This is a genomic window from Dyella sp. OK004, assembly GCF_900114495.1.
Taxonomy (GTDB): Bacteria; Pseudomonadota; Gammaproteobacteria; order Xanthomonadales; family Rhodanobacteraceae; genus Dyella_D.
Genome location: NZ_FOZI01000003.1, coordinates 300876 through 326393 on the forward strand (window position 1 = coordinate 300876; position 25518 = coordinate 326393).

Genomic DNA, 25518 nt, shown 5'->3' on the forward strand with positions numbered 1-25518 from the left:
ATGAGTGGCTTGCGCGAGGCACGCCTGGACGACGCAACCGAAATCGCTCGCTTGTCCGGCGAACTCGGCTATCCGGCCACGGCGTCGGAGATCGCGACACGGCTGACGGCGCTGCTCGACGATCCGGCGCATCGCATCAGCGTGGTGGAGACGGCGGGTGTCCTGCTGGGCTGGATCGCTGTGGAGTGCCGCATGACCCTGGAATCGGGCGAACGCGCGGAGATCGTGGGGCTGGTGGTAGGTGAAGAGGCACGTCGGCAGGGTGTGGGGCGCATGCTGATCGACGATGCCGAAGCATGGGCGCGCGCTTTGGGCTTCGCCACACTGGTAGTGCGCTCCAATGTGTTGCGCGATGCCTCGCATGCGTTCTATCGCAGGCAGGGCTACGTGCATCGCAAGACCCAGCATGTCTATGCCAAGGCGCTGGACGCCGTCGATTGATGCAAAGCCCCGGGCGTGGCCGCGCCGTGCCCGCGTCGTGCCATGTATGGCCGGGCAGGGATGTTCATTATGTTCATCTCAATCAAGTGAAGGGGTTTCTATGAAGAAGTTAGTGCTCTGGGCATCGCTAGGCGGAGCGGCCGCGTTGTGCGCACCATGGGTGCAGGCGGGGCCGGACGCCACATGGACACAACCGCAGAAACCGTTCCGCATTTACGGCAACAGCTGGTACGTAGGCACTCGTGGTCTCGGTGCCGTCTTGATCACCTCGCCTCAAGGCCATGTGCTGATCGACGCTACCCTGCCGGAAAATGCCCGCCAGATCGAAGCCAATATCGAAGCACTCGGCTTCCGTGTGAAAGACGTCAAGCTGATCCTCAACTCACATGCACATTCCGATCATGCCGGGGCCATCGCGGCACTGGCTGCCGCGAGCGGAGCATCGGTAAGTGCCAGCGAAGCTGGTGCCAAAGCTTTGATGCTGGGCGGTAACGATCCTGAGGATCCGCAGTACGGTGAGGCGCCAAAGTTTCCGCCGGTGGCGAAGGTGGGTGTGGTAGCGGACGGCGGCAGTGCGCGCGTCGGCGATATCGCGGTGCAGGCACATTACACCCCGGGGCATACGCCGGGCAGCACCAGTTGGACCTGGCAGTCGTGCGAGGCAAATCGCTGCCTGCATATGGTGTATGCCGACAGCATCACGGCTTTCAGCAATGACACCTATCGCTACAGCAACAATGCAGAACATCCGCATCGCGAGCAGGATTTCCGCAAGACGTTTGCCAATGTAGCCAGCTTGCCCTGCGACATCCTGATCACCCCGCATCCCGATGCCAGCGACTTTCTAGACAAGGTCGCGTTGCGCGATCAGGGTAAGCAGCCGAATCCGCTAGTGGATGCGCAAGCGTGCAAAACCTACGCGGCGACCGGTGGTGTCAAGCTGGACAAGCGCCTGCAGCAGGAGAAGCAGGGCAAGCATTGATGGCTGGTCGCACCAGAGCCTGTTCAATATTTCTGATTGTGTCGATTTGCTCATCTCGTTGTTGATGGCGGCGGGCCTTTGGTTTGCGCTCTCCAGGTTGGGGTGTTTCGACCTGGCCGCTTACGCAGCGGGCGTTCCGCCTCGCTGCCGCGAGTCGGGTCACTTTCTCTTTGCTGGCCTAAAGAGAAAGTAACCAAAGAGAAATGGCCTAAGGGCAGGCGGTGCGCTTTGTAGCTACGCATCTTCCAGTGTCAGACGTTTGGAGGGCTTCTCTTTTTTTGCCCTGCTCCCCGGACCTGATTGGTGTCGAATCTCAGCTAGGCGCGCCTTTCTCCTCCCCCTGCTCGCGACGCGAAGCTAGTCCCGTGGGACAGGGGGAGGCCGGGAGGGGGTAAGCCCTTGCGACAGCCTCTCCCGATACGCTTTCTCAAGTACTCACCCCTCCCCAACCCTCCCCTGCGAGCAGGGGAGGGGGCAAGAGCAAACCCGACGCCTGACACTGGAGGATGCGCAGCTACAAAGCACGCCGCGCTCTTTAGACCATTTCTCTTTGGTTACTTTCTCTTTGGGTCAGCAAAGAGAAAGTGACTCGGGCGCCGGCAGGCGTCCGAAATGCCCGCTGCATAAGCGGCCAGGTCGCGATAACCCAACGATTGTCGCGAATACTAAAGAGCGACCCTCAACGCCTTCCGGCGCAGAGATCTTGAACAGGCACTCAGCGGTGCTGTCGATCCAGCCATACCTCGAGGCCCTGGGCGTTCAATTCGATATCCATGCTGAGGATATCGATGAGCGCCTGGCGGCTGCCGTTCCAGCCGTGATCGGCGGCGCGCTCGGCGTAAAAATCGGTGAGGGCGTGCTTGAGCCAGTCATGGCGATCGGGTTTGCGATACGCCACCAGCGCCAGTTCGGTCATCACATCGATCTGCGCGTGCAGGTCGTCAGCCAGCTTCTCGACATCGCGCACGTGATCGTAATGCGTGAGGTACATGGCTTCAGGATGCAGCGCGACCAAGCGGCGGATCGAATCGTGCAGGGCGCCGGGATCGAACTGTACGGGCGAGCTGGTCGGCACGATGAACGGGCCTTTGGCGGTGTCGAATTCGCGGTAGGAAAGGCCAAAGGTGTCACCGGTGAAGCAGACATTCGCCTTTTCGTCGTGGACGCTGAGATGGTGCAGGGCATGGCCCGGTGTATCCAGACAACGCAGTGCGCGGCCTTGCAGGTCCACCACGTGACCCTCCGGTGCGGCGATCACCCGCTCCGCCGGGATCGGACGCAGGCGGCCATAGGTTTGTTCCATCACCGCTTCGCCGTAGACGGCGCTGGCGCCGGCCCATAGCTGCGTTGGGTCGATCATGTGGCGGGCGCCGCGCGGATGCACTACCACCTTCGCCTGTGGCAGCCTGGCTGCCAGTTCACCGGCACCGCCGGCATGATCGAGATGCACATGGGTAAGGATCAGCCAATCGACCTGTGCCGGCTCCAGGCCGGTATCGGCGAGGGCATCGAGCATGTGCGGCACGGCGTAGTTAGTACCGCAATCGATAAAAGCGCCGTGCCCGTTTTCCACCACAAGATAGGCGGCGTCGAAGCGTGGCCGCACGAAACCGGTGTCGATCGTGTGGATACCGTGAAGGGAAGTCATATCCGTCTCGTCCTGATCGCGGAGCTGCAAAGGTAGCAAGAGCGCAGGGGCAGGGCACTTCCACCATGGTCGAGCCTATTGACCGCCAGTGGGTGCTGACGATAGACATGCGCCTGCGGCGTAACGGGTGGGAACCTATGACTCATTTGCTTCTGCTGGTGCTCGATCTCATCGGCACCTTTGTGTTCGCTCTCAGCGGCGCGGTGACTGGCGTCCGACGCAAACTGGATCTGTTCGGCGTGCTGGTCTTGTCGTTTGCGGCCGGTAATGCCGGCGGAATCACGCGCGATCTGCTGATCGGCGCCACGCCACCGGCAGCGATTGCCGATTGGCGCTACCTCGGTGTCTCCGTGTTGGCCGGCATGATTACGTTTTACCGCTACTCGATCATTCAACGCTGGCGCAATCCCGTGCAGATGTCCGATGCGGCAGGTCTGGCTTTGTTCGCGGTCGCGGGTGCGCAGAAGGCGTTGGCGCACGGGCTCAACCCGGTCATGGCGGCCTTGCTTGGCATGCTCACCGGCGTAGGCGGCGGCATCCTGCGCGATGTGCTGGTGACGCAGATACCAACCGTGCTGCGTGCGGATCTGTATGCCGTAGCCGCATTGGCGGGCGCCACCGTGGTGGTGCTTGGCGATCAGTTCCACGTGCCGCTCGTGATCACCACGTTGACAGGCGCCGCGCTTTGTTTCGGCTTGCGCTTCATGGCGATCCGTCACGGCTGGCATCTCCCCGTGTCGCGTCATTCCGGGATGGAGGATCCGCCGGTCTGAGTCACGCCGATCGCCGCTTTCGTGGTGATGTGGCGTTATGTATCCCGGATCAGGCGCAGATCGTTGAATTTGCGGCGCTCGATCAGCGCGTTGACCTTACCGTGTTCATCGCGCCGGAAGATCAGCAGGTTCCGTTCGTCGTCGCTGCCCATGAAGACGTCTTTTGCGATGGGTTCAAGCCGGTGCTCCGGGCCGCCGGGTTTGGTGACATAGCTGAGCACGCCGTCCTTGTTGCTCACGGTCCAGGCGCGGTTGGGGGCGTAGCGGTAGGTGCCGCTGTATTCGCCGGGTAAAAGACTGGGCACAGTTAGCTTTGGCGGCGCAGTGGGAATGGTCACGTCTTCGTAACCCGCGAGTTTCCACGCACCCGCCTGCTTCACGAAAGTAAGCAGGGATTGGTAGCGCACTACGAGCTGTTGGCCGAAGACGGTTTCGCGTTCGTATTCCTCGACCTGCAGAATCGCAGTGTCGCCGTACTGCAGCGCGCGTGCGTCGCGCAATTCGATGCTGCCCGCAAAGCCGGTCGGAAAGGGGTGCATCGAAGCTAGTGTGTCGGCTTTGTGCGCAATGCGACCGAACTCATCGATGATGACCGCGTCGTCGGTGAGCGTCTGTTCCCAGACTGCTTTGTTGCCCATGGGGATCGCATCGACCAGGGCTTGTGTGATCTTCAGCAGATCATCGCGTAGGGGCTTTGGCGCTTCAGCAGCCTGCGCTGCAGTGGCTGTATGCAGTGCCGCGAAGATCAGCAAAAAACCAAGCGATCGCATAGGCGTGGCCGTCCATTGAAGGATGGCGCGGAGCATGCGCGCCCCTTGAGGCGCTTGCCCGTGCATGAAGTCACGGGCGCCCGGATCAGATACGAAAACGGCACCGTATCGCTACGGTGCCGTTTCGGATGCCAGTCACTTGGCTGTCAGAGCGCTTCGAAAATACCGGCGGCACCCATACCCGTACCGATACACATCGTCACCATGCCGTACTTCTGCTTGCGACGACGCATGCCGTGGATCAGCGTGGCGGCGCGGATAGCGCCGGTGGCGCCGAGCGGGTGGCCGAGGGCGATGGCGCCGCCGAGCGGGTTCACCTTGCTCGTGTCGAGGCCGAGATCCTTGATCACCGCCAACGACTGCGCAGCGAAGGCTTCATTGAGCTCGATCCAGTCCAACTGATCTTGCGTCATGCCAGCCTGCTTCAACGCCTTCGGAATCGCTTCCTTAGGGCCGATGCCCATGATGTCGGGGCGCACACCGGCGACGGAGAAACCGACGAAGCGGGCCAGCGGCTGCAGGTTGTAATCCTTGATGGCCTTCTCGCTGGCAAGGAGCAGCGCGCCGGCGCCGTCGGAGGTTTGCGAGGAGTTGCCCGCAGTAACGCTGCCGCCGAACTGGCCGTTGCGGAACACGGGCTTGAGCTTGCCCAGTACGTCCACCGTGCTGCCCGGGCGCGGGCCTTCGTCGGTATCGATCAGACGGCTATCCGTCTTGATGCCGCGGGTGGCCAGGTCGGGGTAGTGGTCGTCGAGCTGGAACGGGGTGATCTCGTCCTTGAATTCGCCGGCCTTGATCGCCGCCAGCGCGCGCTCGTGGCTTTGCGCAGAGAAGGCATCCTGTTCTTCGCGCGAAATCTTCCACTGCGTGGCGACGTTCTCGGCGGTGATGCCCATGCCGTAGGCGATGCCGATGTGCTCGTTGTCGAAGATGCCCGGGTTCATGGCGATCTTGTTGCCCATCATCGGCACCATGCTCATGCTCTCGGTGCCGCCGGCGATCATCAGGTCGGCCTCGCCCAGACGAATGCGGTCGGCGGCCATGGCGATGGCCTGCACGCCGGAGGAGCAGAAGCGGTTGATGGTGACGCCAGGCACGGTATCGGGCAGGCCGGCGAGCAATACGCCGATGCGTGCCACGTTCATGCCTTGCTCGGCCTCAGGCATGGCGCAGCCGATGATGGCGTCGCCGATCTGGTGCGGGTCGATGCCCGGCGCCTGTGCCATCACGGCGCGGATGACGTGGGCGAGCATGTCGTCTGGACGGGTGTTGCGGAATATCCCGCGCGGCGCCTTGCCGACCGGGGTACGGGTGGCGGCGACGATGTAGGCGTCTTGCACTTGCTTGGTCATGGTCTTTGCTCCGTGGCGTCGCGCGGTTCGCGGCGACGCACTTCAGTTTTTGATCGTCATTCCGGCGGAGGCCGGAATCCAGTGTCGTTGGCGGTAAAGCGAAGTCGCTGGGTCCCGGCTTTCGTCGGGACGACGAGCGTTAGTTCCTGAGCGGTTTGCCGGTGGTCATGGTGTGGGCAATACGCGCCTGCGTTTTCTCCGTCTGCGCCAGTTCCACAAAGTGCTTGCGCTCTAGCGCTAGCAGCCATTCTTCGTCCACCAGCGAGCCGCGCTCGATGGCGCCGCCGCACAGCGTGTCCGCGATGCGGGTGGCGATCGCCACGTCATGCTCGGACGCGAAGTAGCCGGCCTGCAGATTGGCGAGCGACGCGCGGAAGGTCGCGGTGCCAACATCGCCGGCCACCGGGATGGTGCGAGCAGGCAGCGGCGGGCGGTAGCCGCTTTCGGCCAGCGCGCGAGCCACCTGCTTGGCGACATAGAGCAGCTCGTAGGCATTGAACACCACGATGTCGCTGTCGCGCAGCAGTCCCAGCTGTTTGGCTTCGAGTGCGCTGCCGGAAACCTTGGCCATCGCCACGGTCTCGAACACCTTCTTCAGCGCTTCGAACGGATCGGACGGGCTGGACTGTGCGGCACGCACGGCCAGCTCATGCAGGCCGCCACCGGCGGGCAGCAGGCCCACACCGGCTTCGACCAGACCGATGTAGCTTTCCAGCGCCGCGACGGTGCGCGCCGAATGCATCTGGAATTCGCAGCCGCCGCCAAGAGCGAGCCCGCGCACAGCGGACACCACCGGCACCAGCGAATGCTTGATGCGCATGCTGGTGCGCTGGAAGTTAGCGACCATCTTCTCGAAGTCATCGAGTTTGCCGGCCTGCAGGAGGCCGAGTGCGCCCTTGAGATCCGCGCCAGCCGAGAACGGCTCGCCGGTCTGCCAGATCACCACGGCCTTGAGCTGCTGCTCGGCCACGTCGATGGCTTGCTGGACGCCGTCGAGCACCTGGTCGTTGACCGTATTCATCTTGGTCTTGAACGAGATGATGCCGACGCCGTCGTCGCCCAGCGTCCACAGGCGCACGCCATCGTTCTCCCACACGGTGGTGCCCTGGTCGAACTTCTCGCCCAGGATCGGATCGGGGAACAGTTGACGCTGGTAGACCGGGTGCTGCGAACGCGGCTTATCGGTGTTCGCGCTGGCCGAGTACGAACCAGCCTTGCTGTGCACGCCGGTGCGGCCGTCGGTGACCCACGCCGGCAGCGGCGCCTTGCTCATGGCCTTGCCGGCGGCGATGTCCTCGGCGATCCAGCCGGCCACCTGCTGCCAGCCGGCAGCCTGCCAGGTCTCGAACGGACCGAGCTTCCAGCCGTAACCCCAGCGGATGGCGAAGTCGACGTCGCGCGCGGTGTCGGCGATGTCGGCCAGGTGATACGCGGTGTAGTGGAACAGGTCGCGGAAGGTCGCCCATAGGAACTGCGCCTGCGGGTCATTTGATGCGCGGAGCTTGCCGAACTTCTCGGCCGGATCCTTGATGGCGAGGATGGCGGACACTTCGTCCGATGCCTTCTGCTCGGACACGCGGTAGTCGCGCTTGGCGACGTCGAGCACCACGATGTCCTTGCCGGCCTTGCGGTAGAAGCCGGCGCCGGTCTTTTGGCCCAGCGCACCCTGGTCGATCAGGCCCTGCAGCCATACCGGCGCCTTGAAGTATTCGTGCCACGGATCGTCAGCCAGCGTATCGGCCATGGTCTTGATTACGTGCGCCATGGTGTCCAGGCCGACCACGTCGGCGGTGCGGTAGGTCGCACTCTTCGGACGGCCTACAGCCGGGCCGGTCAGCGCATCGACGGTGTCGAAGCCGAGCTTGAACTGCTCGGTGTGATGCATGGTGGCCAGCATCGAGAACACGCCGATGCGGTTGCCGATGAAGTTCGGCGTGTCCTTGGCGTAGACCACGCCCTTGCCGACGGTAGTAGTGAGGAAGGCTTCAAGGCCTTCGAGCACGGTCTTGTCAGTGAGCTTGGTCGGAATCAGCTCGACCAGGTGCATATAGCGCGGCGGGTTGAAGAAGTGCACGCCGGTGAAGCGGTGGCGCATTTCTTCGGGCAGCGCTTCGGCGAGGCCGTTGATCGACAGGCCGGAGGTGTTGCTCGCCAGCACGGCGGTGGGAGAGACGAACGGCGCGATCTTCTTGTAGAGATCCAGCTTCCAGTCCATCCGTTCGGCGATCGCCTCGATCACCAGGTCGACGTCCTTCAGGTGCTCGAGGTCATCGTCGTAGTTGGCCGGGATGATCGCGGCGGCGCGGGTGCTGTCGGCCAGCGGTGCGGGCGAGAGCTTTTTCAGGTTGTCGATGGCCTTGAGCGCGATGCCGCTCTTGGGACCGTCCTTCGCGGGCAGGTCGAACAACACAGTCTCGACGTTGGCGTTGGTCAGGTGCGCGGCAATCTGCGCGCCCATGACGCCGGCGCCGAGCACCGCGGCCTTGCGGATGCGCAGTGTGGGCTTCGATGAGGATGGAGCGGTCATTGGCTTCTCCGAAGTGCAGACACAGGGTGTTGAGACGAATGGCGGGGCCGTTGCCGGCCCTCGGGAATTCAGGGATGGCTGAGGCCGGCGGCGGCAAAGCGGATCAGGTGCGCGGCGGCCTGCTCACGATGCGTGTGTTCTGTGACATCGCTTTTGCGCTGGATCATGCCGAAGCCGGACATGGCGTGGGTCAGGGCACCGGTCACCAGGTCCACGCGCCAATACAGCTCCTCCTTGCTCAGGTGGGGCAGCAGGCGAGCGAACTCGGCGGTGAACTGGCGCATCACGTGGCCATAGTTGTCGGACAGGAACTTGCGCAGGGTGTCGTCGTGCTCGGCGAAGGCCCGGGCCAGCACACGCATGAAAAGGGAGCCGTTGCCATCGTGCGACAGGTCCAGTGCGGGCTTGATGAAGGCCGCCAGCACGTCTTCCAGGGTGGTCTCCTCCTGGCCGGCGATGCGGTTCAGGGCGGCCATGCGGCGGCCGTTGAGCTCGTCCAGGCGGCGGCGGAAGACCTCCTCGATCAGGCGGTCCTTGGAGCCGAAGTGGTAGTTCACCGCGGCCAGGTTGACTCCGGCGGCTGCCGTCAGCTGGCGCAGCGAGGCGCCGTCAAAGCCGTGGCGGGCGAAGAGTTCCTCGGCGGAGCTGAGGATGCGTTCCTTGGTCGAATGTGGCGCGCTGTGCAAGTGGGCGGTCCCCGGGTGGCTCGAACAGGAGTCAAACGATCGTTTGAGCATACGTGGGAGGAATCCCAAAGGTCAAACGATCGTTTACAACGCCCTGAGAGCCCGGCTTGCGTATCAGTTAGAATCTGTCAGACTTTCGTGAGCTAAATCCGCGATTCTTTGCTGGATTTGGCCTAATTTGCTGGCTTGTTGCCAGGCCGCCCACTCAAATACCAGTTTTCCCGGAGCAGACATCACATGGCGCTGGAGCGCACCCTTTCCATCATCAAGCCCGACGCTGTTGCCAAGAACGTGATCGGCGAAATCTATGCTCGTTTCGAAAAGGCCGGCCTCAAGATTGTCGCCGCCAAAATGAAGCAGTTGTCGCGCAAGGAAGCCGAGGGCTTCTACGCTGTGCATCGCGAGCGTCCGTTCTTCAACGCGCTGGTCGAGTTCATGATTTCTGGTCCGGTGATGATCCAGGCGCTGGAAGGCGAGAACGCTGTACTCAAGCATCGCGATCTGATGGGTGCTACCAATCCGAAGGAAGCCGCGCCGGGCACCATCCGCGCCGACTTTGCTGATTCCATCGATGCGAACGCTGTGCACGGTTCCGACGCTGCCGAAACGGCTGCGGTCGAGATCGCGTACTTCTTCGCCGCGACGGAAGTTCTTTCACGGTAATTTTTGCGCTCATCCGTGAGCGCAAAGATCACAAAGCGGCCATCCATGGCCGCACTGTTTAGAAGATCATGAACCAGGCCACATCCACTTCAACTGAGAAGGTCAACCTGCTCGATTTCGATCGCCAGGGTCTGCGTGATTTCTTTACGCAGATCGGCGAGAAGCCTTATCGCGCCGAGCAGGTGATGAAGTGGATCTACCATCACCTGGAAGACAACTTCGAAAACATGACGGACGTAGGCAAGGCGCTTCGGGCAAAGCTCGAAGCGTCCTGCTATATCGCTCCACCGAAAACAATGTTCGACAAGGCCGCGGCCGACGGCACGCACAAGTGGCTGCTCGGCATGGATGGCGGCAACGCTGTCGAAGCGGTGTACATCCCCGAGCCAACCCGCGGCACGCTGTGCGTGTCCTCGCAGGTGGGATGTGGCCTGAACTGCCAGTTCTGCTCCACCGCGACGCAGGGCTTCAACCGCAATCTGTCCACGGCCGAAGTGATCGGCCAGATGTGGGTGGCGGCCAAATATCTCGGCAACGTCACGCATCAAAATCGCCGCATCACCAACGTGGTGATGATGGGTATGGGCGAGCCGCTGCTGAACTTCGACAACGTCACCAAGGCGATGAGCCTGATGCGCGACGACCTGGGCTTCGGCCTGGCTGCCAAGCGCGTCACGCTGTCCACCGCCGGCCTGGTGCCGATGATCGACAAGCTGTCGGAAACCATCGATGTATCGCTCGCGGTGTCGCTGCACGCAGCGAACGACGAGCTGCGCACCGAACTGGTGCCGCTCAACAAGCGTTACCCGATTGCCGAACTCATGGCCTCCTGCCAGCGTTGGCTGGCACGCAAGCCGCGCACGTCGATCACTTTCGAATACACCTTGATGAAGGGCGTCAACGACCAGCCCGAGCATGCCCGTCAGCTGATCAAGCTGATGCGTCGCATGCCCAACTGCAAGGTCAATCTGATTCCCTTCAACCCATTCCCCGGCACGCGCTTCGAGCGCTCCGACGCCGACACCATTCGCGCTTTCCAGACCCAGCTGCTCAACGCAAGCGTGTTGACCATGTTGCGCCGCACCCGCGGCGACGACATTGATGCGGCCTGCGGCCAGTTGAAGGGGCAGGTGCTGGATCGCACGCGTCGCCAGGCCGAATTTCGCAAACGTCTGGACGAAGGTGCGAGTCATGCGGCTTGAACGGATGCTATTGGCGGGCTTTCTTGCCGCATCGTTGGCTGCATGTACGACCACGGGTGGTACGGACAACCCGTTGCCACGCGCCAGCAAGAGCGATACCGCTCTTGAGGGAGCCCGCGTGCACACCGAGCTGGCGCAGACCTATATGCAGAACGGCGATCTGCAGGGCGCGCTGACCAAGCTCAATAAAGCGCTGCAGTTCGACCCTAACTATGCCCCGGCGCATACCGTGATCGCGGTGCTGTACGAGCGCATCAACAATCTGCCGGAAGCCGAGCAGCACTATCGCAAGGCGGTTGCCCTGGAGCCCTCCAAAGGCGACGCCAACAACAATCTCGGCGCCTTCCTGTGCAAAACGGGCAGGGCGAGCGAAGCGGCGGCGTACTTCCAGAAGGCGGTGGCCGATCCGTTCTATCAGACCCCGGCACTGGCCTGGACCAATGCCGGGCGCTGTCTGCTCGGTAATGGCGACAATGCGGGTGCCGAGGATGATTTCCGCAAGGCGCTCACAATCGATCCGCAAAACATGGACGCGCTGTATCAGCTCGCCAATGTGTTGTATCTGCAGAACGATGCCTTCCGTGCGCGCGCTTTCATCCAGCGCTATGACGCTCTGGGGCAGCCCTCTCCTGCCGGGCTCAAGCTCGGCCACGACATTGAATCCCGTCTGGGCAACAAGGATGCTGCCCTCACCTATAGCAGGCGATTGCAAAGCCAGTTCCCGGACTCGGATCAGGCCCGCGCCATCGACTCATCCGCAAGCCAATGACATCCAAGCAGTCACAACCTACCGGCCACGATGCCGGAGAAATTGATCTGTTCGATGCGAGCGCCGCAAGCGCAGGTAACGTAACCTCGTTACCGGAGAATTTTGGTGCGCGTCTGCGCGCCGCGCGCGAGGCACGTGGCCTGGACATCGAGAGTTGCGGCCAGGCGCTGCGTCTTCCGGTGCGCGTGCTGCGCCAGCTCGAGAGCGGCGACTATGCAGGCATCGACTACCAGGTTTACCTGGCCGGTTACCTCGCCAAGTACGGTCGCCATGTTGGTGTCGACGAAGCGGCGATCCAGGCCGAGGTGGGGCACCTCAAGCCCTCGCAGCCGACCCTGGTTGCCACCGGCGGCATCTCGCACTCACGCTATCTGCTCGAGCGCTACGCACGCGCCGCGACCTATGTGGTGCTGACCGCTGCCATCGTGGTGCCGACCATCTGGTTGGGCGTGCGCGGCACGCTGGATCGCGATGTGAGCCACCTGGCCCCGCTGGATGCCGCGCCCGTGGCTCAGACCGAAACGGCTCCGGCCGTCGCCGGTAGTACGGGTGCGACCGCCCAGGCGCTGGCCGCCAATCCGTCGGCGCCGCCAGCCAAGCCAACCGTGTCCACCGCCGATCAGGATCAGCAGCCGCTGCTGGCGTCGATGGCGCCGTTCCCGTCGCTGGGTAACAGCGACAACGCGCCGCCAAAGGACAACACCAAGCCGGAGTCGATCGGCGAAGGTGCGCACACCCTAGTGCTTAGCCTGCCCAGCGCCAGCTGGGTCGAAGTGACGACGCAGGACGGTTCCCGACTCGAATACGGCCTGCTTCAGGCTGGTATCAGCAAGACCTACCGCAGCGACAAGCCGCTGGTGGTGCGCATTGGCAATGCCGCTGGGGCGCAAGTCATGCTGGACGGCCAGCCGATCGCTCTCGACGGCTTCCGCCGAGCCAACGTGGCGCATTTCAAGGTGGAATTGCGCGACGGCAAGGCCACGCCGGCTGGCGTGTGATTCCCGCAGCCAGCCCTCAGGCTGGCTGCAATCGGTTATGCTTGTCCTTTGCCCGCATCTAGTGTGCGGGCGAGCGGGCTTGCCCCATATTTGCGACGGAACGGCCGGGTCGAACCTCGGCGAGCATCGTTCCCCCTGAAGGGTAATTGCATGGCATTTGAAGCGTACGACGACTACGAACAAAGTGAACGCGTACAGAAATGGCTGCGCCAGAATGGCCTGTCCATCGTCGTCGGCGTTGCGATCGGCCTGGTCGGCATCTTTGGCTGGCAGCAGTGGAACCAGCATAAGGCCAACCATCAGGGCGACGCTTCGCAGCTTTACCTGCAGATCCAGAATGCCGCGGCTAGTGGCAAGACGGATACCGCCGAAGCGCTGACCGAAGCGCTGCTCAAAGATTACGCCGACACGCCGTACGCCGTGTTCGCCGCCGGTGACCGCGCAGTGCGTCAGGTCAACGACAAGCAGTTGGACAAGGCGCTGGTGTCGCTGAACTGGGCCGAGAGCCACGCCTCCGCGAGTGAGCTGAAGTCGCTCGTGCAGCTGCGCATTGCGCAGGTGCAGCTGGCGCAGGACAAGGCTGCCGAAGCCATCGCAACACTCGATCGCATGGGTCCCAAGAGTTATGTGGGGCTTAGCCAGGAACTACGCGGCGACGCACAGGTCAAGCTTGGTCACCCGGATGACGCGCGCAAGGCCTATGAGGCCGCCAAGGCCGCACTGGGCGAGGGTGCGCCGCAAAGCGGCGCCTTGCAGTTGAAACTCGACAATCTGGCCGTGGCCGGGAAGCAGGGTGCATGAAAGCTGGGTTTATGAAGCGTGGAATGATGAAGCGGGCCATGTTGCTCGCGCTGACGTCGGTAGTTGCACTGGCCGGCTGCCATTCGTTCAAGAAAGAAAACGTCCAGCCGCCGACGCCGCTCGACAAGAATTTCAAGCCCACCGCGCAGGTCAGCCGCCTGTGGACCAACAGCGTTGGTGACGGTGCCGGTGAAAGTGGTGTGCGTTTGCGTCCGGCCTTCGCCGACGGCGTGATCTACGCCGCCAGCACGGACGGCAAGATCGCCGCGATGGACGCCACCAGCGGCAAGACCCTGTGGTCCAAGAGTTCCAGCACCAAGGGCTGGTTCGGCTGGGGCGACAAGAAGCGTAAAGACGCCTTCTATGCAGGCGGTCCGGTCGCGTCCGGTGACCTGTTGGTGATCGGCACGCTCGATGGCCACGTCTACGGCATCAACGCGAAGGACGGTTCGCCCCGTTGGGAAGCGACCGTCAGTTCGGAAGTGCTGTCTTCGCCGGCCATCGTCAACAACCTTGTGGTCGCGCGTACGGCCGATGGCCGCCTGTACGGCCTCGACAGCACCACCGGCGAGCGTCGCTGGGCCTACGACCAGGGCAGCGTGCCTCTGCTCAGCCTGCGTGGCAATGGCCCGCTGCTGGTCGCCAATGGCGTGATTTTCTTCGGCAGCGACAACGGCAAGCTGGTCGCGCTGCGTCTGGACAACGGCGAGAAGCTGTGGGAACAAAATCTCGCGAGCGGTGAAGGCCGCACCGAGATCGATCGCCTGAACGACGCCGACGGCGGCATCCTGCTCGACGGCAGCACGCTGTACGGCGCTGCCTACCACGGCTCGCTTGCCGCGGTGGATGGTCCCAGCGGCCGTCCGTTGTGGGCGCGTCCGTTCTCCACCTTCACCTCGCTGGACATCAGCGGCAACGCGGTCTTTGGCGTCAATGACCAGTCCCAGGTCTGGGCCTTTGACAAGAGCGGCGGTGCCGACATGTGGAAGAGCGATGCGCTGAAGTACCGCTGGCTCACTGGCCCGGCGGTACAGAGCAACTACATCGTGGTCGCCGACATGGAAGGCTACGTGCACTGGCTGCAGGGCAGCGACGGCGCCATTGCGGCGCGTGAGCGCCTGTCCAAGAAGGCGATCCGCGCCCAGCCGTTGGTGGTTGGCGACACTGTGTATGTCGAAGACGTGAAGGGCCGTATCGGCGCCTATCGTCTCGGCACGCACTGATCGCAAGGAATTATGAGCTGTCATGCTGCCCGTCGTCGCTCTGGTCGGTCGCCCCAACGTCGGTAAATCGACCCTGTTCAACGCGCTGACGCGCAGCCGTGACGCCCTGGTGGCTGACATGCCGGGCGTCACTCGCGACCGCCACTACGGCGTATGCCGTACTGGCACACAACCGTTTGTGGTGGTCGACACCGGAGGTCTCTCCGGTGTCGATAACGGCCTGGATGCGCTCACCGCGCAACAGGTGCGTTTTGCCATCGAAGAGGCCCAGGTGCTGGTGTTCGTGGTCGATGCGCGTGATGGCCTGCTGCCGCAGGACCGCGCCATCCTTGACGAGCTGCGCCGCAGCGGCAAGCCGATCATCGCCGCGGTCAACAAAACCGACGGCCTCGATGAGCAGAACGCGCTTGCCGAGTTCTCGGCTTTCGGCCTCGCTTCCACCTTGCCTCTGTCTGCTGCACACAACCGTGGCACTGAGGAGCTGATTGCGGCGGTATTGCCCCTATTGCCGGAAGACGCTCACGAAGAGTTGTCGCCGGAAGAGGCTGGCAGCATTCGCGTAGCCATCGTCGGCCGCCCGAACGCAGGCAAGTCCACGCTGATCAATCGCCTGCTGGGTGAAGACCGTTTGATCGTGTCCGAGGTCGCCGGCACCACTCGCGATCCCATCCGCGTTCCGCTGGAACGCGATGGCAAGCGCTACACCCTGATCGACACCGCTGGCGTACGCCGCAAGGCGCGCGTCGAAGAAGCGGTCGAGAAATTCAGCGTCATCAAGACGCTGCAGTCGATGGCTGCGGCCCAGGTGGTCGTGGTAATGATCGATGCCCGCGAGAACCTCGCCGACCAGGATCTGACCCTGATTGGCCACGCCGTGGAAGAGGGTCGTGCGCTGGTCATCGCCGTCAATAAATGGGACGGCATGGATGCATACCAGCGCGAGCAATGCCAGCGCGCACTCGAGCGTCGACTGCAGTTCGTCGACTGGGCCAAGAATGTTTTCATTTCGGCGTTGCACGGTTCCGGCCTGCGCGAACTGATGCGCGCTGTAGTGCGCGCGCATGCGGCAGCCACCAAGGAACTGAGCTCGTCCGAGCTGACCAAGACGCTGGAACGCGCCTACGAGGGCTACCAGCCCCCGCTGGTGCGCGGCCATGCGCCCAAGCTTCGCTTCGCCCATCCTGGTGGCAGCAATCCGCCGACCATCGTGATCCACGGTAGCCGCACCAAGCACATCGCACCGGCTTATCGGCGCTATCTGGAAAACTTCTTCCGCAAGCGCTTCCGTCTCGAAGGCACGCCCGTCCGCATCGATTTCCGCGATGGCGAGAACCCGTACGCCGGCAAGAAGAACGTGCTGACCGAAGGCCAGCTGCGCAAGCGCCAGCGCATGGTCCGCGAGATGAAGAAGCGCAAGCGCTGATTCGCCGTTTCCGGCTGAGCCGGGCGTCCTGTCCCGGATCGTCCTAAACTCGCGCCATGACTGAGTCATTCAATCGCGAAAGCTGGCTCGCCGAGCTACGCCAGCGGGTGCCCGAGATCTCTCCGGTCGACGCTTTGAGCCGTCAGGCACAAGGTGCGTTGCTGATCGATGTGCGCGAAGACCACGAGCGCGCCGAAGGCACGCCGGCCGGTGCGCTGGGTTTGTCGCGCGGCTTCCTGGAGTTGCGCATTGAACAGGTCGAGGCGGATCGCGATCGCGCCATCCTGGCGCTGTGTGGCAGCGGTCAGCGTTCGTTGTTTGCTGCCGAGGCCCTGCAGCGCTTGGGCTACCGTCGGGTGGTTTCCGTTGCCGGAGGCTTCAACCGGTGGAAGGCCGAGGGCTTGCCGATAAGCACGGGCGCGTTGGATGCCGATGCCGCCGAGCGCTACTCGCGCCAGCTGCGCCTGCCCCAAGTAGGCGAGGCAGGGCAGGCGAAACTCGGCGCGGCGAAGATCGCCCTGCTTGGCGCCGGCGGCCTGGGTGCGCCAGCTGCGCTCTATCTCGCGGCAGCAGGCATCGGCCAACTCACTTTGATCGATGACGATCGGGTCGAGCGCTCCAACCTGCATCGCCAAGTAATCCATGCCGATGCCCGGGTAGGCATGGCCAAGACCGAATCCGCGCGTCTGACTCTGGCTGCTCTGAATCCGCGTGTTCGTATCGAAACACGAGAAGAACGCCTGCGCGCCGACAACGTTGAATATCTGCTGTCAGGGCACGACCTGGTGATCGATGGTGCCGACAACTTTCCCGCCCGCTATCTGGTTGCCGCCGCCACACAGCGTCTTGGGCTGCCCATGGTGTACGGCGCTGTAGAGCGCTTCACCGGCCAGGTCAGCGTATTCGACCCGCGCCGCGCCGATTCGCCGTGTTATCGCTGCCTGTTCCCCGAGCCGCCCTCGGCCGCTGAAGCACCGAACTGCAGCGAAGCCGGTGTGCTGGGTGTATTGCCAGGCCTGGTCGGCCTGCTGCAGGCGACGGAGGCCTTGAAGCTCATCCTTGATCTGGGTGCGCCTCTGGTTGGTCGCTTGCTACATGTCGACGCGCTGAGCATGCGCTTCCGCGAAGCCCGCCTGCCGCGCGATCCCGAGTGCCCTGGCTGCGGGCACTCGGTGGCTTTTACGGGTTACGAGGATATCGCTCAGCTCTGCGCAACCTGACCGAGGTCGGAGGGGATCAGCGCATAGACCGCCGCGTCCACCGGTGTGTTGCCTATCACCAGCCGATGGCGAGCCACGCTCTCATAGCTTGCGCCTGCTTTTTCCGCGCAGCGGCGACTCGCAAGATTCTGCTCCGCACAGACGATTTCGACCCGCACCAGGCCCAGCGTTTCGAAGCCGAAGCGCGCGACGATGGGCACTGCGCGGGCCGCAATGCCTTTGCCTTGCCGCGTGCTGCGCACCCAGTAGCCGAGATTGGCACTGCGGTGCTGCCGGTCAAACTGATTGAGACCCATGCCTCCGACCACAGCGTGGCTTTCGGTGTCGAATAGCGCAAAGGCAAACAGCTCACCCTGCTGCCAGCCGGCCTGGGCCAACGCGATCCACGCTTCGCTTTCCTCACGCCGATAGCCGGAGTGACACCAGGGCAGCCAACGTCCTACGCTTTCCACCGATTCGCTGGCCGCCTCAAACAGCGCATCGGCGTCGCCGGGCTGCCAGGGACGCAGCACCACGGGGGTGTCGGGGAGAGGGAAGGAGGGCCAGTGATTTTCTTCGCCGGACATGCGATGTCGTTTGTGTGCGTATGGACGAGCCCGGATAATAGGCATCTTTGCAGGCAGGCACGATCATGAGCGCGCGGATCATCGACGGCAAACGCATCGCCAAAGAGCTGTTGGACCGTATCGGCCGGCGTGTCGCCGAGCGCAAAGCACAGGGGTTGTCCGAGCCGGGTCTGGCGGTGGTGCTGGTGGGCAGCGATCCGGCGTCCGCCGTCTACGTGCGCAAGAAGCACGAAGCCTGCCAGCAGGTCGGTTTCCGCTCCTTCGGGTATGACTTGCCGGCGACCACTGGCCAGGAAGAACTGTTCGCGCTGATCGACCGCCTCAACGCCGATCCCGAGATCCACGGCATCCTGGTGCAGTCGCCGCTGCCGGAACATATCGACGAAGACGCCCTGGTCGACCGCATCGATCCGGCCAAGGACGTTGACGGTTTCCAGGCCGTGAATATCGGCCGCCTGGCCTTGCGCCGTTTCGGCCTGCGTCCGTGCACGCCGCGCGGCGTGATGACCTTGCTCGGCCATACCGACCGACCGGTGCGCGGCCAGCACGCGGTGGTGGTGGGCGTGTCCAATCACGTCGGCCGGCCGCTGCTGCTGGAGCTGCTGATCGCCGGTTGCACCACCACCTGCTGCCATCGTTTTACGCGCGATCTGGAAAGCCATATCCGCCAGGCTGACATCGTCATCGTGGCGGTGGGCAAGCCGGGCCTGATCAAGGGCGAGTGGATCAAACCAGGGGCCGTGGTGATCGATGTCGGCATCAACCGCCTGGACGATGGCCGGCTGGTCGGCGATGTTGAATTCGAGCCTGCGGCGAAGCGCGCCAGCTGGATCACGCCGGTACCCGGCGGTGTCGGCCCGATGACGGTGGCCACGTTGCTGGAGAACACGCTGGAAGCCGCGGAGTCTCGCGGCATCACGCACAAGGTCGCCTAATCAGGCGCTTTTGTAGCCGTCCGTGCGACGTTCTGTTCACCCGTGACGCTGGCAGCGCCACGGGTGGATGCGTATAATTCCCTCTTTGCAGCGGGACATAATCGCATGCGCATCCTCGCCGAGGCTCTCACCTACGACGATGTTTATCTCGTTCCGGCCCATTCGGCCATCCTGCCGCGCGACGTGGATACCTCCACGCGGCTGACCCGGAACCTCCGCCTCAATATCCCGATCATCTCCGCTGCCATGGACACCGTGACCGAAGCGCGGCTCGCCATCACCATGGCCCAGCAGGGCGGCATCGGCATCATCCACAAGAACATGACCGCCGATCAGCAGGCCGCCGAAGTGCGCCTGGTGAAGAAATTCGAAGCGGGCGTGATCCGCAGCCCCATCACCGTCGGTCCCAATACCTCGATCCGCGAAGTGCTGCAGCTCACCCGTGCGCACAACATCTCCGGCGTGCCGGTGGTGGATGGCGAGAAGCTGGTTGGCATCGTCACCAGTCGCGATCTGCGCTTCGAGCGCAAGCACGACGACCCGGTGCGCAACATCATGACGCGCCAGGAGAAGCTCGTGACCGTGCGCGAAGGCGCCAGCCACGACGACGTGCTGCAGTTGCTGCATCAGAACCGCATCGAGAAAGTGTTGGTGGTCAATGACGACTTCCAGCTACGCGGCCTGATCACCGTCAAGGACATCCAGAAAGCTCGCGACAACCCGCACGCTGCCAAAGACGCGCATGAGCGCCTGCTGGTTGGCGCCGCGGTCGGCGTGGGTGGCGATACCGAACAGCGCGTGGCCGCGCTGATCGATGCCGGTGTGGACGTGGTGGTGGTCGACACCGCGCATGGCCACTCGCAGGGCGTGATCGATCGTGCTGCCTGGGTCAAGAAGAACTACCCGCAGGTGCAGGTGATCGCGGGCAACATCGTCACTGGTGAAGCCGCGCGCGCGCTGTTGCATGCCGGTGTCGATGCAGTGAAGGTCGGCGTAGGTCCCGGTTCGATCTGCACCACCCGCGTGGTCGCCGGTGTCGGCGTGCCGCAGATCACCGCGATCGACATGGTCGCCACTGCGCTGAAAGACGAAATCCCGCTCATCGCCGATGGTGGCATCCGCTACTCCGGCGATATCCCGAAGGCGCTTGCCGCCGGTGCGTCCACCGTGATGCTCGGCTCGATGTTCGCCGGCACCGAGGAATCCCCCGGCGAAGTCGAGCTGTTCCAGGGCCGCTCCTACAAGAGCTACCGCGGCATGGGTTCGCTTGGCGCGATGGCGCTGGGTTCCAAGGACCGTTACTTCCAGGACGAGGCGGACGCCGACAAGCTGGTGCCGGAAGGCATCGAAGGCCGCGTGCCGTATCGTGGTCCGCTGCGCAACATCATCCATCAGCTGATCGGTGGCCTGCGTGCCTCGATGGGCTACCTCGGCGCTGCTACGGTCGACGATGTGCGCAACAACGCGCAGTTCGTCAAAGTGACCTCCGCTGGCGTCACCGAAGCGCACCCGCATGACATTCAGATCACCAAGGAAGCGCCGAATTACCGGCTCAACTCATAAGTGATCCCCAGCGCCGGCCCCATGGCCGGCGCTTTGTTTCCATCCGCCGGCGCCTACGGTGCCGGCGGAGCGTTTTCAGAACACAGGCGCAGGGCAGGGCACTGCCGCGCATCGGAGCCGGACCGTGACCGACATCCATAGCGACAAAATCCTCATCCTCGATTTCGGCGCGCAGTACACCCAGCTGATCGCCCGGCGCATCCGCGAGATCGGCGTGTACTGCGAGATCTGGGCCTGGGATCACGATCCGGCCGAGATCGCCGCGTTCGGCGCCAAGGGCATCATCCTGTCTGGCGGTCCCGAATCCACCACGCTGCCGGGTGCGCCCACGGCGCCGCAGCAGGTGTTCGATTCCGGCCTGCCGATCCTTGGCATCTGCTATGGCATGCAGACCCTGGCCGCGCAGCTGGGCGGCGCCACCGAGGCGGCCGATGCACGCGAGTTCGGCCATGCCGAAGTGGACATCGCCACGTCCAGCCGACTCTTCAGCGGACTGAGCGACCACAACACCTGCCACCGCCTGGATGTATGGATGAGCCACGGCGACCACGTCGCCAAGGCGCCGCCCGGCTTCGTGATCACCGGCACCACCGACCGCATCCCGGTCGCGGTGATGGAGAACGAGGACAAGCGCTGGTACGGCGTGCAGTTCCATCCCGAAGTGACCCATACCAAGCAGGGCAATGCGCTGCTCAAGCGCTTCGTCACCGAGATCTGCGGCTGCCAGACGCTGTGGACGGCCGCGCACATCATCGAAGACCAGATGGCGCGCGTGCGCGCCCAGGTCGGCGATGACCATGTGCTGCTGGGTCTGTCCGGCGGCGTGGATTCCTCCGTGGTCGCCGCACTGCTGCACCAGGCCATCGGCAAGCAGCTCACCTGCGTTTTTGTCGACACTGGCCTACTGCGCTGGAAGGAGGGCGACCAGGTGATGGCCACCATGGCCGAGCACATGGGCGTGAAGGTGATCCGCGTGAATGCCGCGGAGCGCTACTTCAAGGCGCTGGAAGGCGTGGCTGACCCGGAAGCCAAGCGCAAGATCATCGGCCGCCTGTTCGTGGAGATCTTCGACGAAGAGTCGGCCAAAGTCACCGCCGCCGGCGACGGCCACGTGAAGTGGCTGGCCCAGGGCACCATCTACCCCGACGTGATCGAATCGGCCGGCAGCAAGACCGGCAAGGCCCACGTCATCAAGAGCCACCATAACGTCGGCGGCCTGCCGGAGCACATGAAGCTCAAGCTGGTCGAGCCGCTGCGCGAGCTGTTCAAGGACGAGGTGCGCCGCATCGGCGTCGAACTTGGCCTGCCGCGCGAGATGGTCTACCGCCATCCGTTCCCGGGCCCCGGCCTGGGCGTGCGCATCCTGGGCGAGGTGAAGCCCGAGTACGCTGAACTGTTGGCCCGCGCCGACGCCATCTTCATCGAAGAGCTGCGCAGCTGGGATCTGTACGACAAGACCAGTCAGGCCTTTGCCGTCTTCCTGCCGGTGAAGTCCGTTGGCGTAGTGGGCGATGCCCGCGCCTACGAATGGGTGATCGCCCTACGCGCGGTGGAAACCATCGACTTCATGACCGCGCATTGGGCGCACCTGCCATACGATTTCCTTGGCAAGGTATCGAATCGCATTATCAATGAGTTACGCGGTGTTTCTCGTGTCGTTTATGACATAAGCGGCAAGCCGCCGGCTACTATCGAGTGGGAATGAGGCTGGGTTTGGCTTTGGCTACTTCTTGAGCCAAGGCGAGCTGCGCTACTTTTCTCATGAATGTCATGTAATGCCTTGAAATGACCGAAGAACCCATCCAGTCCACAACGCCGGCTTTCTCCGAACAGGACGAGCGCTTCATGCGTCACGCCCTGCAGTTGGCCGCGCATGCCCGCGATGCCGAGAACGAAGTGCCGGTCGGTGCGGTGCTGGTGCTCGGCGACGAAGTCATCGGCCTGGGCTGGAACCGCAACATCACGCTCAACGACCCCACCGCCCATGCTGAGATCCAGGCCCTGCGCGCGGCCGGTGAGAAGCTGGCCAATTACCGCATGACCGGCGCCACCCTGTACGTCACGCTGGAGCCTTGCGCCATGTGCGCCATGGCCCTGGTGCATGCACGCATCGGCCGCGTGGTGTACGCCGCCACCGATCCCAAGACCGGCGCCGCCGGCAGCGTGTTTGACACCCTGATTTCAGATCGCCACAACCACCGCATCCAGGTCGATGGCGGGCTGCTGGCCGACGAGTCGTCGACGATGCTGCGCGAGTTTTTCCGCTCGCGCCGTTGAGGCTGCGCGCTCAACGATCCCAGTAGCGCTCCAGCCCCCAGAGCTGTTCCAGCGATGATGCTGCCTTGGCGGTGGAATCAGTCGCCGTGCGCTTCGCCCAGCGTCGGAACGCCTTGAGCTCTTCATGTCCCTTGGCTTCCGGCAACCATTCGCGGCAGAGCGCGCGACCGGTCATGCGGTCATGCGCCTCGCCAAGGTGGGTCTGCAGCTCGGCCAGCTGATCCAGCCAATGACGCGTGGCATGGCGGGGGAATAGCGGCTGGAACAGTTCCATGGTGTAGCGCAGTTTCTTGGTAGTGGTACGCACGCGATGCAGGTGTTTGCGTCCATCTTCCAATCGTTCCGCGCGCTTATGCAGCTGATGGAGGCGGGCTTCGATCAACCCGGCGCCGAGCTGGCGTAGCGCCTGGTCCGTCATGGGGGCGCGAGCTTCGCGCCAATCGCGGAATGCACGCAGGGATGGCGCGAGCGGCGTATGCCGCAGGCCATCGACCGCCCGTTGATGCAGCTCGGCGCGGCGCGTCTCCAGGGCCTGCTGCCAGGCATCATCGAAACGTCCCTGGGCGATAAAGGCGGGCAGCGTTTCGTCGAGCAGAATGTCGATATCGCGGGCTTGGCCCGTTGCGTTGCGAAAGACTTTGAGTTGTTCGATCAACGCCTGCGGTTCGTCGCCGCCGAGCGCCTGCGCCACGCGGTCGAGCGTGGCGGTGATGCGGCGCAGTCCAACGCGCCACGCATGCAACGATTTGGGCCGGTAGTGCCGCAGCAGTTCGGTGCGGGCAGTTTCCGCCTTGTCCAGATAGCTCTCGTACGTATGGCACAGCGCCCCGAAAGCCTCGCCGGAAGGCGCCCGTCTTTTGGGCGGAACCGGGTGCGTGGCGGACTGGTCTTGCGGGGTCGGGTGCATAAGTTCGACTCAGACAGCTGCGGGTGGGCGTGGCTGCGGCTTCCACGCCGCTAGCTTTAACCGAAGCGCTCCCTGCGCTTCTTGATGCAGATCAGGACGAACAATGACCGGCGCAGTCGCCTGAGCCGGGCCATCTACTTTGCTACAAAAAAACCGAGTCCGCGAGCCACCTCAGCCCAGCAGGGCCAAGGCCTCGGCCACGGGTTGCTCGATTTTCAGGCTGAACAGGCCGTCCGCCCGGGTCCGCCCCCGGTTAACGGCGGCGATCGGCTTGCCCGCCTTGGCCGCCGCGTTTACGAAACGGAAGCCGGAAAACACCATCAGCGACGAGCCAGCCACCAGCACCGCATCCGCCGCCGCCAGGCTACGTGTGGCCGCCTCCACCCGCTCGCGCGGCACGCCTTCGCCGAAAAACACTACGTCCGGCTTGAGGATGCCGCCGCATACCGGGCAGGGCGGGATAACGAACAGGGAAAAGTCGTGCCCGTCCAGGTCGGCATCGCCGTCCGGTGCATCGGTTGCTTCCAGCGCGGCCCAGGCCGGGTTGCGATGCTCCAGTTCCCGCTGGAAATCCTGGCGTGGCATCAGCCGCCCGCAATCCATGCAACGCACCTGATCCAGCCGGCCGTGCAGATCGATCACGTGCTGGCTGCCCGCCGCCTGATGCAGGCGATCCACGTTCTGCGTCAGCAGCACCTCCACGCGCCCGGCCGCTTCGAGCTTCGCCAACGCAAGATGCGCTGCATTGGGCCGGGCGAGCGAAAAACGCCGCCAGCCGACCAGACTGCGCGCCCAGTAGCGCTGCCGTGTGCGTAATTCACCCATGAAAGCCTGGAAGGTCACCGGTTGCGGACGCTTCCAGCCGCCGTCTTTATCGCGATAGTCGGGAATGCCCGAATCCGTACTGACCCCAGCACCCGTCAGCACAAACAGTCGGCGATGACTTTCGATGAAGTCGTGCAGTCGTTGCCGGTCCTGCTCTAGCGCAGTGGCATCGACTAAGCCGGCGGATGAAGACATCGCATCGGTATCCATCAGCGCACCTCAGGCCGCGGCCCGCGGGCCCAGTTCGCCCACGGCCGCCGCGATGCCATCAGCGCCTTGCACCTGCACTACGCGCGGCGAGGTAGCCGCGAAATCGGTATCCGCCTCGTGCGCCCAGGTCACGTGGTAAGGCATGTACACGCCCCAGCCACCCAGCGTCACGACCGGCGCGATATCCGAACGCAGCGAGTTGCCGACCATCGCGAAGCGCTCCGCTCCCATGCCGAACTCGCCCAGCACACGGCGATAAGCGCGCTCGTCTTTCTCCGACACGATCTCGATGCGATGGAACAGATCGGCCAAACCGGAGCTCTCCACTTTCTGTTCCTGATGGAACAGGTCACCCTTGGTGATCAACACGATCTTGTATCGCGCCGCCACCGCCTCGACCGCTTCGCGGATACCCGGCAGCAACGTCACCGGATGCGACATCACATGCTTGCCGATGCCGATAATGCGATGCAGGTCGGCGGCGCTGATGCGCGAGCCGGTGATCTCGATCGCCGCTTCCAGCAACGACAGGGTCATGCCCTTGGCGCCGTAACCGAACAGCTTGATATTGCGCCGCTCGGTGGCCAGCAGGCGATCGTGCAGGCGCAGGTTGCCCAGGTCGACATAGCGGCCCACGATCTGCTCGAACTCGGCGTGCGCTTCCTGGTAATAGCCCTCGCTGTGCCACAGCGTGTCGTCGCCGTCGAAACCCACAAGCTCAATCACGTCAAAACTTCCCGTCAGTTCGTTCAAAACC

General features: G+C 63.6%; 24 protein-coding genes. 15 read left to right on the forward strand and 9 right to left on the reverse strand.

From position 1 onward, the window contains the following. Both BM338_RS14055 and bla read left to right on the forward strand, forming a co-directional pair. On the forward strand, positions 1-441 hold the full coding sequence (locus tag BM338_RS14055) for a GNAT family N-acetyltransferase (protein ID WP_090451688.1): 441 nt from the start codon (positions 1-3) through the stop codon (positions 439-441). A gap of 100 nt (positions 442-541) precedes the next feature. Next, on the forward strand, positions 542-1423 hold the full coding sequence (bla, locus tag BM338_RS14060) for a subclass B3 metallo-beta-lactamase (protein ID WP_090451690.1): 882 nt from the start codon (positions 542-544) through the stop codon (positions 1421-1423). A 715-nt stretch (positions 1424-2138) separates the two neighbouring features. On the opposite strand, the gene BM338_RS14065 is transcribed toward bla, so the two are convergent. Continuing rightward, entirely contained in the window at positions 2139-3071 is a 933-nt protein-coding gene (locus BM338_RS14065; RefSeq protein WP_090452544.1) for an MBL fold metallo-hydrolase, read from the reverse strand. A gap of 137 nt (positions 3072-3208) precedes the next feature. On the opposite strand from BM338_RS14065, the gene BM338_RS14070 reads away from it, so the two are divergent. Next, the gene (locus BM338_RS14070) at positions 3209-3844 is read left to right on the forward strand and encodes a trimeric intracellular cation channel family protein (RefSeq protein WP_218156351.1); all 636 of its coding nucleotides are present in this window, start codon (positions 3209-3211) and stop codon (positions 3842-3844) included. A gap of 35 nt (positions 3845-3879) precedes the next feature. On the opposite strand, the gene BM338_RS14075 is transcribed toward BM338_RS14070, so the two are convergent. From BM338_RS14075 to BM338_RS14090, 4 genes are all read right to left on the reverse strand, one after another. Next, positions 3880-4650, reverse strand: coding sequence for a nuclear transport factor 2 family protein (locus tag BM338_RS14075; RefSeq protein WP_177229350.1), 771 nt, complete (start codon positions 4648-4650; stop codon positions 3880-3882). A gap of 110 nt (positions 4651-4760) precedes the next feature. After that, positions 4761-5966: an acetyl-CoA C-acyltransferase gene (locus BM338_RS14080; protein WP_090451694.1), complete on the reverse strand. Its 1206-nt coding sequence runs from the start codon at positions 5964-5966 to the stop codon at positions 4761-4763. Positions 5967-6105: 139 nt separating this feature from the next. Further along, positions 6106-8493 (reverse strand): 3-hydroxyacyl-CoA dehydrogenase/enoyl-CoA hydratase family protein, encoded by a 2388-nt coding sequence (locus tag BM338_RS14085; protein ID WP_090451696.1) that lies wholly within the window; start codon positions 8491-8493, stop codon positions 6106-6108. A 68-nt stretch (positions 8494-8561) separates the two neighbouring features. Beyond that, positions 8562-9230, reverse strand: a complete 669-nt coding sequence (locus BM338_RS14090) for a TetR/AcrR family transcriptional regulator (RefSeq protein WP_090451698.1) — start codon at positions 9228-9230, stop codon at positions 8562-8564. 186 nt (positions 9231-9416) lie between these two features. On the opposite strand from BM338_RS14090, the gene ndk reads away from it, so the two are divergent. The 8 genes from ndk (at position 9417) to moeB (ending at position 17478) form a co-directional block, all read left to right on the forward strand. Further along, positions 9417-9842, forward strand: a complete 426-nt coding sequence (gene ndk / locus BM338_RS14095; RefSeq protein ID WP_090451700.1) for a nucleoside-diphosphate kinase — start codon at positions 9417-9419, stop codon at positions 9840-9842. 68 nt (positions 9843-9910) lie between these two features. Continuing rightward, positions 9911-11044, forward strand: coding sequence for a dual-specificity RNA methyltransferase RlmN (rlmN, locus tag BM338_RS14100; protein WP_090451702.1), 1134 nt, complete (start codon positions 9911-9913; stop codon positions 11042-11044). Beyond that, a complete protein-coding gene (gene pilW / locus BM338_RS14105) occupies positions 11034-11813 on the forward strand; it encodes a type IV pilus biogenesis/stability protein PilW (protein ID WP_090451704.1) in 780 nt (259 codons plus the stop codon). The genes rlmN and pilW overlap by 11 nt, the downstream gene beginning before the upstream one ends. Continuing rightward, on the forward strand, positions 11810-12811 hold the full coding sequence (locus BM338_RS14110; RefSeq protein WP_090451706.1) for a helix-turn-helix domain-containing protein: 1002 nt from the start codon (positions 11810-11812) through the stop codon (positions 12809-12811). The genes pilW and BM338_RS14110 overlap by 4 nt, the downstream gene beginning before the upstream one ends. Before the next feature lie 150 nt (positions 12812-12961). Further along, positions 12962-13612 carry a YfgM family protein gene (locus BM338_RS14115; RefSeq protein WP_090451708.1) on the forward strand — a complete coding sequence of 217 codons (651 nt, stop codon included), beginning with the start codon at positions 12962-12964 and terminating at the stop codon, positions 13610-13612. Positions 13613-13635: 23 nt separating this feature from the next. Then, positions 13636-14835 (forward strand): outer membrane protein assembly factor BamB, encoded by a 1200-nt coding sequence (gene bamB / locus BM338_RS14120; protein ID WP_090451710.1) that lies wholly within the window; start codon positions 13636-13638, stop codon positions 14833-14835. 22 nt (positions 14836-14857) lie between these two features. Beyond that, positions 14858-16258, forward strand: a complete 1401-nt coding sequence (gene der, locus BM338_RS14125) for a ribosome biogenesis GTPase Der (protein ID WP_090451712.1) — start codon at positions 14858-14860, stop codon at positions 16256-16258. 56 nt (positions 16259-16314) lie between these two features. Beyond that, the gene (gene moeB, locus BM338_RS14130) at positions 16315-17478 is read left to right on the forward strand and encodes a molybdopterin-synthase adenylyltransferase MoeB (protein ID WP_090451713.1); all 1164 of its coding nucleotides are present in this window, start codon (positions 16315-16317) and stop codon (positions 17476-17478) included. On the opposite strand, the gene BM338_RS14135 is transcribed toward moeB, so the two are convergent. Further along, positions 17460-18044: a GNAT family N-acetyltransferase gene (locus BM338_RS14135; RefSeq protein WP_090451714.1), complete on the reverse strand. Its 585-nt coding sequence runs from the start codon at positions 18042-18044 to the stop codon at positions 17460-17462. The two genes, moeB and BM338_RS14135, sit on opposite strands and share 19 nt — an antisense overlap. Before the next feature lie 65 nt (positions 18045-18109). Between BM338_RS14135 and folD the strand changes: the two genes are divergently transcribed. The 4 genes from folD (at position 18110) to tadA (ending at position 22819) form a co-directional block, all read left to right on the forward strand. After that, positions 18110-18979 (forward strand): bifunctional methylenetetrahydrofolate dehydrogenase/methenyltetrahydrofolate cyclohydrolase FolD, encoded by an 870-nt coding sequence (gene folD, locus BM338_RS14140; protein ID WP_090451716.1) that lies wholly within the window; start codon positions 18110-18112, stop codon positions 18977-18979. A 105-nt stretch (positions 18980-19084) separates the two neighbouring features. Next, a complete protein-coding gene (gene guaB / locus BM338_RS14145; protein ID WP_090451718.1) occupies positions 19085-20542 on the forward strand; it encodes an IMP dehydrogenase in 1458 nt (485 codons plus the stop codon). Between the two features lie 124 nt (positions 20543-20666). Next, positions 20667-22247 (forward strand): glutamine-hydrolyzing GMP synthase, encoded by a 1581-nt coding sequence (guaA, locus tag BM338_RS14150; protein WP_090451720.1) that lies wholly within the window; start codon positions 20667-20669, stop codon positions 22245-22247. A gap of 80 nt (positions 22248-22327) precedes the next feature. Further along, entirely contained in the window at positions 22328-22819 is a 492-nt protein-coding gene (gene tadA, locus BM338_RS14155) for a tRNA adenosine(34) deaminase TadA (protein WP_090451723.1), read from the forward strand. A 10-nt stretch (positions 22820-22829) separates the two neighbouring features. Here tadA and BM338_RS14160 read toward each other — a convergent pair whose 3' ends face one another. The 3 genes from BM338_RS14160 to BM338_RS14170 form a co-directional block, all read right to left on the reverse strand. Next, positions 22830-23726 (reverse strand): CHAD domain-containing protein, encoded by an 897-nt coding sequence (locus tag BM338_RS14160; protein WP_090451725.1) that lies wholly within the window; start codon positions 23724-23726, stop codon positions 22830-22832. Between the two features lie 171 nt (positions 23727-23897). Beyond that, entirely contained in the window at positions 23898-24746 is an 849-nt protein-coding gene (locus tag BM338_RS14165) for an NAD-dependent protein deacetylase (protein WP_090452548.1), read from the reverse strand. Between the two features lie 24 nt (positions 24747-24770). Further along, complete coding sequence (locus tag BM338_RS14170; RefSeq protein WP_090451727.1) at positions 24771-25487, reverse strand: HAD family hydrolase; 717 nt, start codon at positions 25485-25487, stop codon at positions 24771-24773. Positions 25488-25518 lie beyond the last annotated feature (31 nt).

Coding starts and splice junctions, on each gene's coding strand:
- BM338_RS14055 (WP_090451688.1), top strand. CDS start 1: ATGAGTGGCTTGCGCGAGGCACGCCTGGACGACGCAACCGAAATCGCT.
- bla (WP_090451690.1), top strand. CDS start 542: ATGAAGAAGTTAGTGCTCTGGGCATCGCTAGGCGGAGCGGCCGCGTTG.
- BM338_RS14065 (WP_090452544.1), bottom strand. CDS start 3,071: ATGACTTCCCTTCACGGTATCCACACGATCGACACCGGTTTCGTGCGG.
- BM338_RS14070 (WP_218156351.1), top strand. CDS start 3,209: ATGACTCATTTGCTTCTGCTGGTGCTCGATCTCATCGGCACCTTTGTG.
- BM338_RS14075 (WP_177229350.1), bottom strand. CDS start 4,650: ATGCTCCGCGCCATCCTTCAATGGACGGCCACGCCTATGCGATCGCTT.
- BM338_RS14080 (WP_090451694.1), bottom strand. CDS start 5,966: ATGACCAAGCAAGTGCAAGACGCCTACATCGTCGCCGCCACCCGTACC.
- BM338_RS14085 (WP_090451696.1), bottom strand. CDS start 8,493: ATGACCGCTCCATCCTCATCGAAGCCCACACTGCGCATCCGCAAGGCC.
- BM338_RS14090 (WP_090451698.1), bottom strand. CDS start 9,230: ATGCTCAAACGATCGTTTGACTCCTGTTCGAGCCACCCGGGGACCGCC.
- ndk (WP_090451700.1), top strand. CDS start 9,417: ATGGCGCTGGAGCGCACCCTTTCCATCATCAAGCCCGACGCTGTTGCC.
- rlmN (WP_090451702.1), top strand. CDS start 9,911: ATGAACCAGGCCACATCCACTTCAACTGAGAAGGTCAACCTGCTCGAT.
- pilW (WP_090451704.1), top strand. CDS start 11,034: ATGCGGCTTGAACGGATGCTATTGGCGGGCTTTCTTGCCGCATCGTTG.
- BM338_RS14110 (WP_090451706.1), top strand. CDS start 11,810: ATGACATCCAAGCAGTCACAACCTACCGGCCACGATGCCGGAGAAATT.
- BM338_RS14115 (WP_090451708.1), top strand. CDS start 12,962: ATGGCATTTGAAGCGTACGACGACTACGAACAAAGTGAACGCGTACAG.
- bamB (WP_090451710.1), top strand. CDS start 13,636: ATGATGAAGCGGGCCATGTTGCTCGCGCTGACGTCGGTAGTTGCACTG.
- der (WP_090451712.1), top strand. CDS start 14,858: ATGCTGCCCGTCGTCGCTCTGGTCGGTCGCCCCAACGTCGGTAAATCG.
- moeB (WP_090451713.1), top strand. CDS start 16,315: ATGACTGAGTCATTCAATCGCGAAAGCTGGCTCGCCGAGCTACGCCAG.
- BM338_RS14135 (WP_090451714.1), bottom strand. CDS start 18,044: ATGTCCGGCGAAGAAAATCACTGGCCCTCCTTCCCTCTCCCCGACACC.
- folD (WP_090451716.1), top strand. CDS start 18,110: ATGAGCGCGCGGATCATCGACGGCAAACGCATCGCCAAAGAGCTGTTG.
- guaB (WP_090451718.1), top strand. CDS start 19,085: ATGCGCATCCTCGCCGAGGCTCTCACCTACGACGATGTTTATCTCGTT.
- tadA (WP_090451723.1), top strand. CDS start 22,328: ATGACCGAAGAACCCATCCAGTCCACAACGCCGGCTTTCTCCGAACAG.
- BM338_RS14160 (WP_090451725.1), bottom strand. CDS start 23,726: ATGCACCCGACCCCGCAAGACCAGTCCGCCACGCACCCGGTTCCGCCC.
- BM338_RS14165 (WP_090452548.1), bottom strand. CDS start 24,746: ATGTCTTCATCCGCCGGCTTAGTCGATGCCACTGCGCTAGAGCAGGAC.